Genomic DNA, 16290 nt, shown 5'->3' with positions numbered 1-16290 from the left:
CATTAATTTTTCTTTAGAGCATCAAATGTTTAGTTTTTTACCTGCTGCGCTGACTGGCAAAATATCTTTTGTACTGTATGTATTAAATACCCTTCTTTGGTTAATACCTATTATTATTTTCTCGTTGCTAAAGGCTATTATCCCGCTAACGTTTTCACGCAAATTATTCAGTATTTTATTAGATCAAATGGCCAGTAACTGGGTTGCCGTTAACACATGGAACCAGAAAATATTCACCCGCACTCAAATTAATGTTACAGGGTTAGAGCAATTAAGCTTATCGCAATGGTATTTGGTGATTAGTAATCATCAAAGCTGGGTCGATATTTTGGTACTCCAACGCATTTTACATAATAAAATCCCCTTCCTAAAATTCTTCCTTAAAAAAGAACTCATTTACGTGCCTTTGTTAGGGATTGCCTGGTGGGCATTGGATTTTCCATTTATGAAGCGTCACAGCCAAGCTTTTTTAAAAAAGAATCCCCACTTAAAAGGCGAAGATCTTAAAACTACACGTAAGTCTTGCGCGAAGTTTAAATACAAGCCAGTGAGTGTTATGAACTTTATTGAAGGTACTCGCTTTACTCAAGCAAAGCACGATAAACAGCAACCTCCTTATACCCACCTATTAAAACCTAAGGCAGGAGGTGTTGCTTTTGTTTTAGATGCCATGGGGGAGTATTTAACAACCGTTGTCAATGTCACCATTTATTATCCTGAAGGAATTCCTAGCTTTAACGAATTTATCTCTGGTAAGGTTAAAAATATTGACGTTGTTATCGAAACCATGGCAATCGATGAAAACCTTAAAGGTGATTATTTTAACGACAGAGCCACCAAAATTCAGTATCAAAAATGGGTTAACCAACTTTGGCAAAACAAAGAAGAAACCATTGAACGGTTATCCCAACAAGCAGAAAACAAATAAATCAAAAGGATTTTAGATGAATGCAATTATATCAACATGGTTGAGCCAACAAGGAGTTAGTGCTCAATATTTACCAGTATTAACAGAATTATCTGGTGCTTTTGTTATCATTTTAATTGCTGCGTTAAGTTATTATTTAGCAAAGTATGAAGTACTTAAAATAGTGAATAAAATTATTCTACGCACTAAAAATACTTGGGATGATTTATTACTTACGCATAATGTTTTTACAAATTTAGTTTTTTTAATTCCTTTTATTATTATTCTTGTTCTTATCCCTCTCGCATTACCGCCAGAGGAAACAACGGCAAAATTTCTGATTGTTTTTGCCAAGGTCGCTATTTGTTTTCAAGTAGCGAAATCCGTTAGTTCGATACTTAATGTTTTTCAAAGTATTTATCACAAAAGAGCGAAAGATCGTTACATCCCATTAAATTCAGCGATACAAGTGATTAAACTGGCAATATATTTAGTGGCGACAATTTTAGCATTGTCTTATATTTTAGATCGGTCACCGATATTACTGTTAAGTGGTTTAGGTGCTCTAACGGCTGTATTACTACTCGTATTTCAAGACACAATTAAAGGCTTAGTCGCCAGTATTCAAATATCGGCAAATCGCATGGTTGCTCCTGGTGACTGGGTAGAAATTCCCCAATATGGCGCAGATGGTGATGTATTAGAAATTGGTCTGAATACGGTTAAAATTCAAAATTTCGATAAAACTGTGACTACAGTACCCACTTACGCCTTAATTAGTGGTTCATTTAAAAACTGGCGTGACATGCTCAAATCTGGTGGTAGAAGAATAAAACGCACCATAGTTATTGATATAGCCAGTATTCATTTTTACGATCAAGACAAAATAGACCAACTTAAGGGCATCACGCTAATTAATGAGTACCTTGAAAAAAAGCAGTTAGCTATTGAAAACTATAAAAAAGAGAAAAATATCAGCCAAGAATCCCTCATTAATGCCAGACAACTCACTAACATCGGCACTTTTCGAGCCTACATTGATGCTTATTTAAATCAACATGACAAAGTACACCGCCAGTTAACTTGCATGGTAAGGCAGTTGGCTGCCACCGAGACAGGATTACCCTTAGAGTTGTATTTTTTTAGTAATGATCAAAACTGGGTCAATTATGAGGCGATACAAGCAGATATTTTTGATCACCTATTTGCCATAGCGCCACATTTCGATTTACGAATTTTCCAACATCCTACAGGTTATGATTGGCATAAATAGAGCTTTATTTATGCCTTTAAATTAAGCTTGTTAACGTTGTCGAATAACGCCTTCTTAATAAAGAAGGCGTTCCTATTGACTCCTTCAATCGTTTTTAAATTATTTAGAATCCAAAGTGAAACCAAAAACTTTGGTTACTTATATTGAATATGTTGCTAAATTTATAGATGACCAAATAGAACTGGGGATTTATGTCGCTAAAGAGGCATCAAGACAACCTACAATTAATAAATACCCTGAATTTTTGTGTCAAAAGGGGAGTTCGCGTACCCCATTTGTAAGAGATATTGCTAAAAAATGGGCGGGGGTTGATAAGGTCATATTAAAGAATATTCCCCTTTGTATAAAAAATTAATAATATACCGCTATCACTCGTGCTAAGAAAGATATACACCTTGCCGAAATCTCTAAATTAGAACGAGTTAGAAATAAGCTTATTTCTTAAAGAATTACGTAAAGATTGGTTCCACTTATTTCATAGGATAAACCCACCCAATCATCAAATTGTTGACTTGGTCGAACTAATTACACTTTATAAACTTTTCACCAATGTGGATAACATTATTGATCGCTATATATGTGCCAGATACGATTGCTGATGTAGGAACCGTAACAATAGCAAAAAACTCATCTTGCCACTCATAAAAAGTAGTAGAATTATCATTAAAATTTACTATTTTAAGATATTTCTTATTAGTTGACATACTGCAACTATTTTTGTCTACTTGACTACTTTCTGGCACTACAATACAACCACTTAAGTAGAATACACAGATAAACAGAAATGCTAATTTATACATTACACCAATTAAAGTTTAAAATTTACAGTAGGGTATAAATGATAATACTCTACTGTTATCATTATTAGTTTGAATATATCAGTTCGGCATCCCGCAATAATTGCCTACTGAGTAAAATACACGCGTAGCTATAACTTGTGATTTTGCAAAGTTTCCATCACTTATAGTAGCCCCTATTTCATATTGCCCTTTACATGTTGGATAATAGGTGTAGTTTTCAGAAGTTGGATATGCGTAAAATATATCGCCTGTATCGAGATTGCTGTAACGCAAAGTAATTTTCGGTCCTTGACTTGCTAGTCCTCTTTCAGAATAATTATCAATAGTTCCCCAAAAACTTGTTTGAAGTGAAAGACCCCCGCTTACAGAGTAATTACTTGAAATAGTAGGTAGATTTTGAATATAAAATTTATCCTTTGAACATGAATTACCCAAGGTGTCAGTATCTTCAAAAGCCCAAAACCATGCTTCACCTCGATCTGAAGAAGAAAAAGTCTCATGGATATAAGCATTACTTTCCCAGTTAGTTAAATCATCCCCCATATAACCCGTCTTATCATTATAAAAAACAACCCATTGATCTACCGCAGGTATAGAAAAATCATAGTCTCCTTTAAATTGTGTCGAGATACCTATGGCAACATAAGTTGGAGCTTCTGCTGTCAACCCAGTCGCGGACTGCCCTGTAACACAAGAAGGAGGTACAGAAGCATTAGCTTTAAATCCAATTAAACTAACAAAAACAGTTGCTGCAAAAATTTTATAAAACATTTAACCATCCATATTAAAAATTATAACCAATATTAAAAAAGTACTCATCTAGATCATCATTGCTAGGACCAATTTGGTATCCTGCCCCAACCCAAAGCCCACTATTATTAATTTCATTAAAATAGTATGTATAATTAGCTGATATGCCGTATTCGGTATCACCACTCCTCCCTTTACCTATATTTCCATAACTAATACCGATTGAGTGTTCTAAGGCTGATTTAAAAGGTGCGATCTGGTAGCCTATCCCACCACCACAAATATCTACAATGTCACTACTATTAAGATATTGGCATCCTAAGGAAACAAAACCAAAGCCACGTTCACTTTCTAAAGATAGATTTACACCGAATCCACTGGTTAGAGAGCCGTAACCAACGGCAAAGTCGAATGGTAAGCTTTCTTTGGCTTTTGCGGGAACTGAGATTGACAAGTGAATTGCCAGTAAATAAAAGATATGTCTGTACTTCAAGAATAAGCTCCTTTTATTAAATTATCCATGAAATATTTTTATAGCATGCAAGAAATATTTACGCAACATATTATTTGTTTATGTTAAAAATACATATGCAGATCACTTGCGAGGTGATTACGTTTACTGGTCATATTTAACTCTTAGGTAATTTCACAACAGTTATAGTTAATTACTTGCTGTTACCAAGTAACAATAAATATAAAGCATAAGTTAAGATAAATAGAAATTTATTACGAAGTAAATGGGGTTGTATATGTGTGGTTATTTAGAGTAACTGAGAATCATCTATTGAAGGGAATATAGTGAAATTTTTGGATAGCAGAAAGCTATCAAATGAAATGATTTAGCGTCTGCTAAACCAATATTTAATGAAGTATTTTGACAACTGTTGCAAAGCAACCGCGAAACGGCTAACTGTTTACAAAACAAACTGAGTAAATATGTTTATTATTTATTAGCAGCGCTAAACAAGAAATATATCACCCTTAAATTAAATAAGCATTATGCCGCTTATTTAATATTATTACTTTTAATGTACAAAAGATTAATGCCAAACCATTAAACGTCCCAAAAAAGTTTGTTATAGTTAGTTTTTTGTATTGCTCTTTATGACTACACACCATACACACTCAACAGTAACTCTCAAATCCTAAGGGTCAATTATGAGGCGATACAAGCAGATATTTTTGATCACCTATTTGCCATAGCGCCACATTTCGATTTACGAATTTTCCAACATCCTACAGGTTATGATTGGCATAAATAGAGCTTTATTTATGCCTTTAAATTAAGCTTGTTAACGTTGTCGAATAACGCCTTCTTGCATGGTCGATGCAACTAGCTGTCCTTGACGATTAAAAATCTGTCCACGAACAAGCCCACGGCCACTGCTTGCCGATGGGCTTTCAGTGGAATATAACAACCAATCATCAAAACGAAACGGGCGATGAAACCACATGGCATGATCGATTGTGGCTATCTGAAAATTGCGCTGCCAATGGCTAACACCGTGAGGCATCAATGAAGTAGGTAAAAAGTGAAAATCTGATGTGTAAGCCAGCATATAAGTATGAATGCGCAAATCATCAGGTAATGTCCCGTTAGCTTTAATCCACATATTACTGGTTGCCGGCATCTCTTTAGGATCCATCCAGTTATATTGCTCCACAGGTCTTATTTCTACTGGTTTTTCAGCAAGATAAATATCTCGTACGCTACTAGGTAAATAAGCTTGATGAGCCTTAATAAAATCACTATAAGAGGGAATACCGTCAGGACCTGCAACATCAGGCATTTCACTTTGATGATCAAAGCCTTCTTCTGGCGTTTGAAATGAAGCGGTCATGTAGAATATTGCTTTACCATTTTGAATCGCTTGAATTCTTCGCGTACTAAAACTTTTTCCGTCACGAATATTTTCAACCTCGTACACGACAGGTTTTTTGGCGTCACCTGGGCGTAAAAAATAGGAGTGTAATGAATGTACACTTCGGCTTTTATCGATGGTTTCTTGAGCTGCAGATAACGCTTGCCCCATTACTTGCCCACCAAACAAGGCTGGCAGTCCTAAATCTTGACTTTGACCTCGATAAATACCTTGCTCTATAGTCTCGAGTTTAAGTAGGGCTGAAAGGTCATTTAACACTTGAGTCATACTGAATTTACTCCTTCAATTTTTGGCCGCGTTAATTATAACAGAGTCTAACAAAATTAAGAGAGGATAACTTTGCGTTAACGTGTTTAATTTGTTGAATTTTCAATCAGCTTAATATATTGTCAACACACTAAAAACTTATGAAGTGTCGAGGGTTATCATGGAAGGATTTCCAACAAATGAGTTATTGATAGAGCGTCGTTTTAAATCAACTGAATCCCCTAATTACTGGGATCAATTAACATTAGCACAGAAATTTGCGGCCAGTAGCTTAACGCAGTTTGGCTATGGATTAGAATTTGTAAGAGGTGCTAACCATATCAACAGTTTAGCGGTGTTATTTTGTGATAATAACCGAGCAACTATTTTAAGCAACGGTGATATTGATACATCACCCGCCATCACCGTTCGTCTTTGCTAAATAAGTTAGTTAATATTACTTATTTCTTACCCGATTTTGTCTCACTATGGTTTAGCAAAGCTTCAACTAATGAAATATAACCGTTTAAGTTATTGCTAGACCACATGCGCTTTATTTGCCCATCCCTTTTACTCAGAAATTGATTAAACTCTTTAAAAGCATTAGCGTCGCTTAATTGATAACATTTTTGAGTAATAGGTTTTAATCGTTCTTTTCCTCGTAAACATTCTGCAAAAATAGTCGCGTAATTATTAATCAATGGCGTAATTTGGTTCAACGTTTCATCATCATCGCCTACATGCTTTTTTAATTCTTGAAGACGATTTCTGGAAAACTCTTCATAACGATTGGCAATTAATGCCATTGAGTCGAGCAGCATTTTATTCTCTTTGCGTGCAGCTTTACCTTCTCGCTTTGCTAAAGTAACCTCGCGCTGCAATTTTTCAGCACGAAAAAAAAAGTAAATACTAATGGCTATAAAAATAGCCATAACGGATAAAACGAAAATCATTTTGAGAGTCCAACTTTATTGCTGCTGTTATATTCGAAGCCAGAATCTACTGGTGCTGCGGTTTCGCTTAATCGAGATAAAAATATATAAGGGTCGATATCTTGCACACTTGGCGTATCTAGTGTGAAGCTTATATTAACTGAAAAATCTCCTAAATTGGCAAAAAATCTTACTTTCAATGCTTCTTTTAGTTGGTCAAATCGTTTTTCAACCTGATGGCTAGTTTGATGTGGGTATAGCAGTAAATATTCACCGTCATTAATTAAACCTGCTGAGTCAAATTCACCAATATGCTCATTAATTAGCGTGGCAATCGTTTTACTAACCTCTGTTGTTATTTTTTTATTAAACTTAAAAGTAAGTTCCTTCCAGTTATCAATAGCGATATAACCAATAGAAATAGGGTAGCTATACTTTCTCGCTTGCTTGTAAGCACATTGGTATATTTGCTTAGTTTCTATCGGACTCGCTAAAAAGTAACTTGGTTTTTCTATCTCTTCATAAGCAAGGTTAATGCGTTTAGATCTTTCTCTGAAGGCATAAATAGCGATAAATAATATTAGTGCAACCAATAACACAATTAAAAATAGAATAATGTAGCTTTGTTTTTGAAATTTTTTAGAAAAAATTGCCGACAACTCACTTTTTTCCGCAAGCTTTATCACTAACTGTCGGCTTTTATCTTGCTCTGGTAAGTTGCTATTTTTTAACAATACATTAGATAATTTGTTATCAACAAACTCGTTATTAATAGCAATATATCGATTGAGAAGTTGTAAAGCTTCTGCGTACTCACCCTTTGATTGATGCATCGCAGAAAGCAGTAAATACAATTCTACTTGTTCACTGGTCAACTCAATACTGTCCATAAGTGTTTCGGCTTTTAGTAACAATTGATGAGAAAACTCAAGATCGTTATTGGCTTCACTCGTTTTAGCCAACGCGATTAATGTACTTAAATAAGGTTTATTTAAGCCATTCTTTTTAAAAATTTGTTCAGCTTGAACAAGTGCTTTATTTGAATCTTGATAGTTTTTTTGCTGATAAAGAATTTCACCTAAACCAAGCTCAGCATAAGCAAGACTCACATTAGACGCTTTATTTTTAGCATACTTTTTAGTTTCCCAGTAAGCATTGTAGGCATCATCTAACTGACCTAACCTATGATAGGCACGCGCTATATTAAAGTAAGTACGATCGAGCTCACTACTTAAATTGGCATCGTAGGTTAATTTTAAAATCTTTTGATTAATGGTCAGCGCTGTTTGAAAGTCGCCCAAATAATGATGTGCGGTAGAAATGATTTCTAATAACTCAATATTTTCAGAGAATGTTTGGTTTTTTTCTATGATACTTTCCACTTCTTGAAGATCAATAAGTGCTTCAGAGTATCGATAAACTAACGCATACGCCATTGAGCGATAAGCTAAAGCGAGCGATAAATAACGAGTATTAGCCGTGCGTTTAGAAATTAAAATCGCTTCGTTCGCAACTTCTAAAACTTTATAATATCGCCCTTTGGCATAATAACCTGAAGCCACTTTAAGTAATAAGTTGAGCTTTAATGGCAATTTATTGATAGAAAGTGTTAAACCATCCATTGCAAATTGAAATGCACGATCAACATCGTTTTGATTTTCAGCGACATCGGCTAATAATATAAATATTTTAGCCAGAGTGTTTTTTGTGTATAACTCTCGATTTTTTATGATATCGCTTGATAGAGTAATAATATCATCGGCAATTAACGCGTTTTTATTTAACTTAAAAAGGTCTTCCACTTTTTGAGTATGTTTTTCAACCGAGAGTGAAATTGCGATATCTTCCGCCGCAAAAGCACTTAATGCTTGTAAGTTACCTAAAACAAGCAGCATTAATATCCTTAATTTCATCACGAAAAAAACACCTATAAGCACTTGGCTGAATTGAATTTAAAATTGTACCGTATTTATTTATTTTCTGTTAGAACGAATAAAATAAAAATTTATAGTGTTAATTTTTATTTGTTGTCTTATACTACGCATGAGCTTCTAAAGCTCGACAAGGGCAAATCTGATTAAAGTCAGAGACGCAAAGTTACCGGTCTAAAGGGAAACCTATGATAGCGGGACTGCCAAATTTAGATATAGTGGGGGCTTGTCTATTTTTTTCAGTTGCTTTCATTCCGTGTATGCTTTGCGTGCCTTCCCTTCTCTTTCTTAGAACTCATCAAAAAACCTTTAATAAAATAACTTATATTCTTCTTTAAAATCCAGTAAGTTTCGTATTTAATACTAGATGTTTTTATAAATTTACTAGAAGATGTTTACTCCTTTTATTTGATTATTAAGGCAACTCATTGAAGTACCATGACTCTATAAAACAAGCCAATCAAATAATGGCTTTAACTATTGAGCAATTAACCCAATGGCAACTCGCTGCAACACCAATCAATTATGCTGTATGTTATGAATATAACAGTCAAAAAAATCCCGCGTTATCATCAAGTATTCACAACCAAATTAATGACAAGAAAACCATTGATAACTTTTTTATAGAAGAAGTTTATAAAGCGCATGTGTTAGGACAAAGTAAATTTCGCGAAAGTATGATTGTCGAGTTAGATAATGTTCTCAGAAATTTACTAAAAAATAGCTCAACCTCTTGTGCGGCGACCAAAGACTTTATCCAGCAACTCGAAAATAGTATTGCGAATCTTGAATCCGTACAGGATCCTATTGTTCATAGTGAAATTCAGGCCATTTGTTCAGCTTCTTCTGCCTTTGCTGACACACAAAATAAGCTCCAATTGCAATTAGTCCAATCACACCAACAAAGTGAAAGTTTACGCCAAGAACTAAAAGAGATCCGAAAAGAGATTGATTTAGACCCAGTTACCGGCTTGTATAATCGCAAAGCAATATCTCAACATATCGAACAATGGCAAAGCCAAGATCCAAATAAAAGAATTGCAGTTATTATTATTAATGTGGATCAGTTATCAGACTTTAGTCAACGTTTCGGCGATTTATTAGGCGATGTTATTTTATCAAAAATAGCTAATAAAATAAGTAGTTATGTAAAAAGTAGTGGCATTCCTGTAAGAACGGGAGGAGATGAATTTCTTATTTTATTGCCCGAAATGGACGAAAGCAATGCGACCGAAATAGCTGATAAGATTAATATTGGCGTACAAAAGCTTCGATTTGTCAGTGTTCAAACTGGTGTGCGTTTACCCAAACTGGCTATTTCTTTAGGTGTTAGCGCCGGACAATTAAATGAACCAATAGAGCAATGTATTGATAAAGCAAAAGCATCAATTTTACCTAAAACATAAAGCATTTAGTCTGTACTATATATTTTGATAATAACGTGTACTGGCTTGTGCCATCACCGCACAGTTTCTACCTCGACTTTTTGCCGCATACAAAGCTTTATCAGCCTGAATAATTAATTGTTGTGTTGATAATGCATGGTTAGGAAATATTGACGCACCGATTGAAAGCGTTATCTTTCCTAAATTTTGTCCTTTATAGCTTAAATTAAGCTCATTAATACAAGCAATTAACTTTTCTGCTAAAACAAAGGTATCGCGTAAATTTGAGTCAGGGCAAATAACAATAAACTCTTCACCACCATATCGACAGGCGATATCCTCTAAGCGTAAGTTATCATTAAGTTTTTCTGCAATACTTTTTAATACAAAATCACCCACCTCATGACCAAATTTATCATTAAATAGTTTGAAGTGATCTAAATCAATCATCAACACCGCAAGATGATTTTCATGGCGTTCTGCTCGATGAAGTGCAGGTTCAAAGGCTTCCATCATAAATCTTCTGTTATATAAATTAGTTAACGGATCTCTAATCGCTTGGTTTCTCAATTCATCCTTTAAACGTAAATTAGAAAAAGCAAAGCTAATTTGTTCCGCTAAGTTGGTGATCACTAATCTAAGCTCTTCACTTATGACTTGCTCTTGCCTAATAAAATGTATGGTGCCAATTATGCCCTTTTCATCAACTAAATTAACATTCATAGCATGTTGATTAATCGCACATTGCTCTGACGAGCATACGTTAAACTTCTCAACATTAGCGTCGTTGATAATATTTACATGTTTATCTTGCCAACACTGAGTCGAAATAGTGGCTATTTCGTTGGTCCATTCTGACCCCCAATGCGCTAACTCTTTTAATGTTTCGTCTTCTTTTATCAAAAAAACAGCCCCACTAAGAGAGGGAAGCAACCGAGGAATAATAGTACGCAATACCCGTGCAGCATCATCAAAACCATCAACACTGTTAAGCATAGTGCTCATAGTTTGGATTAAGGTAAGTTCTTTTGTGTGACTAACTAACAACTGTTCTTGAATGTTTTTTTCTTTTTGTATTTCGTTTCTCATTAGCCGAATAGTTAGCCAAGAAAACAACGCAATCAGCAGCAATGTTAACAAAGCTACTAGCAATAAATACTGGCGTAACTCGGGGGCATTATTTAAATAGCTAATAAAAGGCTGGGGTAATACTTTGTTTAATTGGTATTCAACCACAGTGAAATTAAGCGCAAACGCGCCAATCACAATTAACATTGGAAAAATGATTAATCTATAATGCAGTTTCATAACTTCGTTTACTTTTACAGGTGAACATTAACTTTACTCAGAGGGTAGGTATTATTACGAAGGTTAATCCTGAGAGTTAATATTATTTATTATCGGTTCTGTACTTATATTCATTCCTTTCGCTTACATAGAACAATAAACAGACAAACTCGAACTAGTATAGCCTGTAAACTAGAAATGTAAAATTTTGGTACATTTAATTCATCAAAATTGTCAAATATAATGGATTATTGCTATTTTTTGCTGTTTATTAATTCGACAAATGGTATGTTATTTAGTGAAGTTAACGGGTTAACTTTGATGGAAAACAAATAGTGTCAAAAAAAGCAAAGACAACCTAAAATTTTTAGATATAATTACAGAATAAATTTTAATCATCCAAAGAGATATAATAACTATGAAGAAATTAACTATTGCTCTCGCAACAACCGTCCTGATGTCTTCTCCTGTTTTTGCTGGCGATGCAGCTGCTGGTAAAGCAAAAGCTGGCATGTGTGCAGCGTGTCATGGCGCAGCTGGTATTTCTGCTATTCCAATGTACCCAAACCTTGCTGGTCAAAAAGAAGCTTACCTTGCTAAGCAATTAAAAGACTTTAAGTCTGGTGCACGTAAAGATCCTGTTATGGCGCCAATGGCTATGGCATTAAGCGATGAAGATGTTGCTAACATTTCTGCTTATTTTGCTAGCTTAAAATAGTTTATAAACGATAACGTTATCGGTTGTAACCTATAAATAGCTTTATTTTAAGCACAAAAAACGCTCTTGGAGCGTTTTTTTATATCTACAATAAAGGCAATGCTAACTACCTGCAATACGACTTAAGTAAGGTGTTGTTGAATAAGTTGCAAAAAAGGTTGTCCATAACGCAATAACTTAGTATCACCAATACCATTAATGGTTAAAAGCTCTGACGTTGATTTAGGTTTTACCCGAGCTAGTTCAGAAAGTGTTGCGTCATTAAAGACAATATAAGGTGCAATATCTTCCGCATCAGCAATTTCTTTACGTAATGAACGCAGCTTGGTAAATAACTCCCGATCGTAACCTTTGCTTGGTTTAGCATTTTGCCAATAACTGGCTTTTTGTAATCTCGGGCTTGCTAGCATCAATGGCTCTGTCGCCTTTAATACACTACGTGCCGCTTCAGTTAAAACCAAAACTGATTGCAGTTCAATATTTTGCTGCAAGTAACCTAAGTGAATAAGCTGGCCAATAATAGAAAACCAATAACCTGCTGTTTTATTTTGACCAATACCAAAGGTTGACACTTTATCATGCGAATTTTTCTTAATAGTTGGCGTAACAACACCTCTTAAGACTTCAATGACATAACCAATATCACCTTGTTGATTAATACGAAATATACAAGAGAGCACCTTTTGTGCTTCTTGCGTGCCATCGAATAGGCTAGGTGGGTCTAAACAAATATCACAATTACCACAGCCTTGTTCGGTGTATTCAGCAAAATAATTTAGTACCACCTGACGTCGGCAGGTTTGAGAGTCAACAAAGCCTGTCATTGCGCCAAACCGCTGAAGCTCAACATTTACTCTGTGTTCGTTTTCTCCTTCACTGATCCGTTTCTTAATTCGAACAATATCTTTTTCATCGTGAAGAAATAGTGCTTCTGCTGCCAAACCATCTCGTCCTGCGCGACCAATTTCTTGGTAATAAGACTCTAAAGTTTTCGGTGGATCATAATGAATAACAAATCGTACATTTGGCTTGTTAATCCCTAACCCAAAGGCAACAGTTGCAACAATAACTTGAATATTATCTTTGGCAAAACCTTCCTGTACCGTATTTCTTATTTCTAGTTCCATGCCTGCGTGGTACGCGGAGCAATTAATCCCTTTGGAGGCCAAAAACTTACTGAGTTTTTCAACTTGCCAACGGCTATTACAATAAATAATACCGCTATCTTCTCTTTTTTTCTTCAAGTAGCCATAAATTTGCTGCTCACCATTATATTTACTTGCCAAGGTCAATCGTATATTAGGCCTGTCGAAACTATCTAGGTGAATATACGGATCATTAAGTTGAAGTTGCGTTAAAATATCTTTTCGCGTTGTCACATCAGCCGTTGCTGTGAGCGCCATTAAAGGTACATAGGGAAAGTTTTGTTTAATGCACTGTAACTTTGTATAAGCCGGTCTAAAATCATGGCCCCATTGAGAAATACAATGCGCTTCATCGATGGCAAATAAACTAATATGAATCATCGACAGTTGTTGTAAAAAGTAATGATTGCTTAAGCGTTCTGGCGCTACATACAACAATTTTAACTCTCTGTTTTCCAAACGCTGAAACACTTGATTAATTTCAGCACCATCTAAAGTTGAGTTGATAAATGCTGCCGAGATTCCCTGACGAGTTAAACTATCCACTTGATCTTTCATCAAGGCAATTAACGGAGAAACAACTATGGTTACTCCAGGCAATAAAGTAGCCGGCAATTGAAAACACATTGATTTTCCACCACCTGTAGGCATTAAAACTAAACTGTCTCTGCCTTGTAGCAATTGCTGAATAATGGCTAATTGCCCACTTCGAAATGTTTGATAACCAAAGTGATGTTGCAAGCTGTCGTGGAGTGCTTGTTCATTAGTGGTGGTATTAGGGAGGTTCAACAAAAAATCACTTAGATAATATCAGGAAGGCTAGTTTACCTCATGCTGATTAAGGCATGCAATTTGTTCGTCTTTAATTTTATCGATTTATTAATAAAACTGAGGTAACCTAACAAACACAGTCATCCGACCAGATGGTCATTACTTTATGAATAAAGAACTAATTTATCAACAAATAGCTGAACTTTGGACACTAAACATGCCATTTAATCAGCTACTTGGCCTTAAGATAACTCAATTTAACAGTGAACAATCGGAAATTCGCTTTGTTTGGCAAGATAAACTTATTGGAAACCCTGTACAGAAAATTCTACACGGTGGTGTAACCGCTTCTGCACTCGATCTTGCTGGAGGAGTAGTTGCTGCTGCTCATATTATTGAGCAATTAGACGATCTTTCTTCAGAGACAATTCAACAAAGCCTGAGAAAACTAGGAACCATTGATTTACGGACTGATTTTTTACGCCCTGGTAGAGGAGAGGCCTTTGTTGCGACCGCTAAAATTATAAGAGGTGGTAATAAAGTCGCCGTTGCTCGCATGGAATTACACAACGAGCTAGGCGATCATATTGCCTTTGGAACCGGCACTTATATGGTGGGATAGCTATGTTTATCCCATTTCAATTCTAAAATTAGCTAGTTTGCCGCTTTACACGCATGAGTAATAGCAGACCACTCTTGGTTTTTAACCCATTCGGGTTTAGCTACCCAAGTCCCACCTACCGCAAAAACATTCCCTAGTTTAAGGTAGTCTTGTTGATTACTTTCATTAACACCACCTGTTGGACAAAATACTATTTCTTTAAAAATAGAAGACATCGCTGAAATAAAAGGCGCGCCACCTGAAAGTGAAGCAGGGAACAATTTCAACTCGGTATAACCATGCTCAACGGCTAATAAAATATCAGACGCGTTTGAAACACCTGGCAATACTGGCACAGGGCTTTTCGACAGAATATTTAATAAGCTCGCCGATATCGTTGGCGTAATAATAAAGTCGCTGCCGGCTTCAATTGCCTTTTGATAAATATCGGCATTTAAAATAGTGCCTGCACCTACCTTCAAATGTGGTAATGCATCTTTCAAAGCACGAATAACATCGATTGAAACTTCTGTTCTTAATACCACTTCGACTAGTCCAATACCTGCAGCAGCCATAGCTTTACCAATTTCTAATCCTTCTTCTACGGTATCAGCTTGAATGATAGGTAAAAGTGTTTGTTTCCCCATTAGCGCGGAAAATGATTTCATGAGTACTCCTTAGTTACTTTGAAATAGAGGCGAGCTGAGAATTTATAAAAGCAGTAAACTCATCTGCAGGAGCAATAGCCCCTCTGTGTTGAATAACAAAGCCGGCGGCTTTTGATGCTAAAGTAATTGCGTCGTTAACTGAATATCCTTCAGTGCGCGCCCCTAGGTAAACGCCATTAAATGAGTCGCCCGCAGATGTTGTATCAACAACATGTTCAATAGGCGTAATCGCAAATTCAGAGCTTTGACCATCAACAACGACCAATATACCTTGTTCACCATTTTTAATAATTAGCTCTTTTACGCCAAAAGGTGTGCAGTAGTTGTTTACATCTTCAACTGTACTCATACCAAATAATTGCTCAAAGTCATCTACGCCGGGTAAAGCGACATCTGATTTTTTTAATGCTAATTCAAATTGTTCTTGTGCTTCTTGAGGCGTTCTCCACATACGAGGGCGATAATTGGGATCAAACACAATTTGAACACCTGCCGCACTTAACTTATCAATTAACTGCCAGAACTCTGCTCTCGTTTCTGGTGATAGTACCGCTAACGAAATGCCAGAAAAGAAAAACATATCCCCTGTTGATAATTGGCGAATGGCTTCTTCATCGATGTGTTGCATTACTTGACGTGCTGCTGAATTTTCACGCCAATAAGTAAAGCTGCGCTCTCCTTGGTCATCAAGTTGAATAGAGTATAAGCCAGGGATTTTTGTCTCAGATTGAAACACAAAATTAGAGCCAATATTTTCATGTTGAAAATATTGGATCATATCTAGGCTAAATTGGTCTTTACCTACAGCGGTTACTAAATGCACATTCACATCAGTGAACGTGCGTTTTAGATAAACAGCGGTATTAAAAACATCACCGGCAAAAGACTGCTTCATCGTATTAGATGACGGTGTTTTTGATACCGTCATTAACTCAACCATGCACTCGCCGAATAGAAAAATGTTTTTCATTTACAAAACCTTATTAACTTTAT

Annotated in this window: 16 protein-coding genes and 1 riboswitch; of the genes, 7 read left to right on the top strand and 9 right to left on the bottom strand. The window is 35.7% G+C overall.

Annotation, left to right across the window (positions count from 1 at the left end; all coding sequences use genetic code 11):
• The first annotated feature begins 25 nt into the window (after nt 1–25).
• From AC27G3_RS13640 to AC27G3_RS13630, 3 genes are all read left to right on the top strand, one after another.
• Nucleotides 26–928, top strand: coding sequence for an acyltransferase (locus AC27G3_RS13640; RefSeq protein ID WP_487122423.1), 903 nt, complete (start codon nt 26–28; stop codon nt 926–928).
• Between the two features lie 16 nt (nt 929–944).
• On the top strand, nt 945–2180 hold the full coding sequence (locus AC27G3_RS13635) for a mechanosensitive ion channel family protein (RefSeq protein WP_487122422.1): 1236 nt from the start codon (nt 945–947) through the stop codon (nt 2178–2180).
• A gap of 115 nt (nt 2181–2295) precedes the next feature.
• Nucleotides 2296–2535: a hypothetical protein gene (locus AC27G3_RS13630; protein ID WP_487122420.1), complete on the top strand. Its 240-nt coding sequence runs from the start codon at nt 2296–2298 to the stop codon at nt 2533–2535.
• Nucleotides 2536–3058: 523 nt separating this feature from the next.
• Here the strand turns inward: AC27G3_RS13630 and AC27G3_RS13625 are convergent.
• The 3 genes from AC27G3_RS13625 to tesB form a co-directional block, all read right to left on the bottom strand.
• Nucleotides 3059–3751, bottom strand: coding sequence for a hypothetical protein (locus AC27G3_RS13625; RefSeq protein ID WP_487122418.1), 693 nt, complete (start codon nt 3749–3751; stop codon nt 3059–3061).
• 13 nt (nt 3752–3764) lie between these two features.
• Entirely contained in the window at nt 3765–4223 is a 459-nt protein-coding gene (locus AC27G3_RS13620; RefSeq protein ID WP_487122416.1) for a hypothetical protein, read from the bottom strand.
• A gap of 799 nt (nt 4224–5022) precedes the next feature.
• On the bottom strand, nt 5023–5880 hold the full coding sequence (tesB, locus tag AC27G3_RS13615) for an acyl-CoA thioesterase II (RefSeq protein WP_487122414.1): 858 nt from the start codon (nt 5878–5880) through the stop codon (nt 5023–5025).
• Between the two features lie 160 nt (nt 5881–6040).
• Between tesB and AC27G3_RS13610 the strand changes: the two genes are divergently transcribed.
• Nucleotides 6041–6301 (top strand): hypothetical protein, encoded by a 261-nt coding sequence (locus tag AC27G3_RS13610; protein WP_487122412.1) that lies wholly within the window; start codon nt 6041–6043, stop codon nt 6299–6301.
• A 19-nt stretch (nt 6302–6320) separates the two neighbouring features.
• Here AC27G3_RS13610 and AC27G3_RS13605 read toward each other — a convergent pair whose 3' ends face one another.
• Both AC27G3_RS13605 and AC27G3_RS13600 read right to left on the bottom strand, forming a co-directional pair.
• A complete protein-coding gene (locus AC27G3_RS13605; protein WP_487122410.1) occupies nt 6321–6812 on the bottom strand; it encodes a hypothetical protein in 492 nt (163 codons plus the stop codon).
• On the bottom strand, nt 6809–8704 hold the full coding sequence (locus AC27G3_RS13600; protein WP_487122408.1) for a tetratricopeptide repeat protein: 1896 nt from the start codon (nt 8702–8704) through the stop codon (nt 6809–6811). The genes AC27G3_RS13605 and AC27G3_RS13600 overlap by 4 nt, the downstream gene beginning before the upstream one ends.
• A gap of 143 nt (nt 8705–8847) precedes the next feature.
• A riboswitch (cyclic di-GMP riboswitch) is annotated at nt 8848–8930 on the top strand.
• 220 nt (nt 8931–9150) lie between these two features.
• Between AC27G3_RS13600 and AC27G3_RS13595 the strand changes: the two genes are divergently transcribed.
• The gene (locus AC27G3_RS13595) at nt 9151–10128 is read left to right on the top strand and encodes a GGDEF domain-containing protein (RefSeq protein WP_487122406.1); all 978 of its coding nucleotides are present in this window, start codon (nt 9151–9153) and stop codon (nt 10126–10128) included.
• A 15-nt stretch (nt 10129–10143) separates the two neighbouring features.
• Here the strand turns inward: AC27G3_RS13595 and AC27G3_RS13590 are convergent, their stop codons facing one another.
• Nucleotides 10144–11415 (bottom strand): GGDEF domain-containing protein, encoded by a 1272-nt coding sequence (locus tag AC27G3_RS13590; RefSeq protein ID WP_487122404.1) that lies wholly within the window; start codon nt 11413–11415, stop codon nt 10144–10146.
• 397 nt (nt 11416–11812) lie between these two features.
• Here AC27G3_RS13590 and AC27G3_RS13585 point away from each other — a divergent pair, with 397 nt between their 5' ends.
• Nucleotides 11813–12112, top strand: coding sequence for a c-type cytochrome (locus tag AC27G3_RS13585; protein ID WP_487122402.1), 300 nt, complete (start codon nt 11813–11815; stop codon nt 12110–12112).
• 122 nt (nt 12113–12234) lie between these two features.
• On the opposite strand, the gene recQ is transcribed toward AC27G3_RS13585, so the two are convergent.
• On the bottom strand, nt 12235–14049 hold the full coding sequence (gene recQ, locus AC27G3_RS13580; RefSeq protein WP_487122400.1) for a DNA helicase RecQ: 1815 nt from the start codon (nt 14047–14049) through the stop codon (nt 12235–12237).
• 145 nt (nt 14050–14194) lie between these two features.
• On the opposite strand from recQ, the gene AC27G3_RS13575 reads away from it, so the two are divergent.
• Nucleotides 14195–14650: a thioesterase family protein gene (locus AC27G3_RS13575; RefSeq protein ID WP_487122398.1), complete on the top strand. Its 456-nt coding sequence runs from the start codon at nt 14195–14197 to the stop codon at nt 14648–14650.
• A gap of 32 nt (nt 14651–14682) precedes the next feature.
• Here AC27G3_RS13575 and eda read toward each other — a convergent pair whose 3' ends face one another.
• Both eda and AC27G3_RS13565 read right to left on the bottom strand, forming a co-directional pair.
• Nucleotides 14683–15297 carry a bifunctional 4-hydroxy-2-oxoglutarate aldolase/2-dehydro-3-deoxy-phosphogluconate aldolase gene (eda, locus tag AC27G3_RS13570; protein ID WP_487122396.1) on the bottom strand — a complete coding sequence of 205 codons (615 nt, stop codon included), beginning with the start codon at nt 15295–15297 and terminating at the stop codon, nt 14683–14685.
• Nucleotides 15298–15310: 13 nt separating this feature from the next.
• On the bottom strand, nt 15311–16267 hold the full coding sequence (locus tag AC27G3_RS13565; protein ID WP_487122394.1) for a sugar kinase: 957 nt from the start codon (nt 16265–16267) through the stop codon (nt 15311–15313).
• Between the last annotated feature and the right edge of the window lie 23 nt (nt 16268–16290).

Source organism: Colwellia sp. SU-HH01217 (assembly GCF_057543495.1).
The sequence above is the reverse complement of the archived record's forward strand: the minus strand, read 5'-3'. Positions and strand labels throughout refer to the sequence as shown.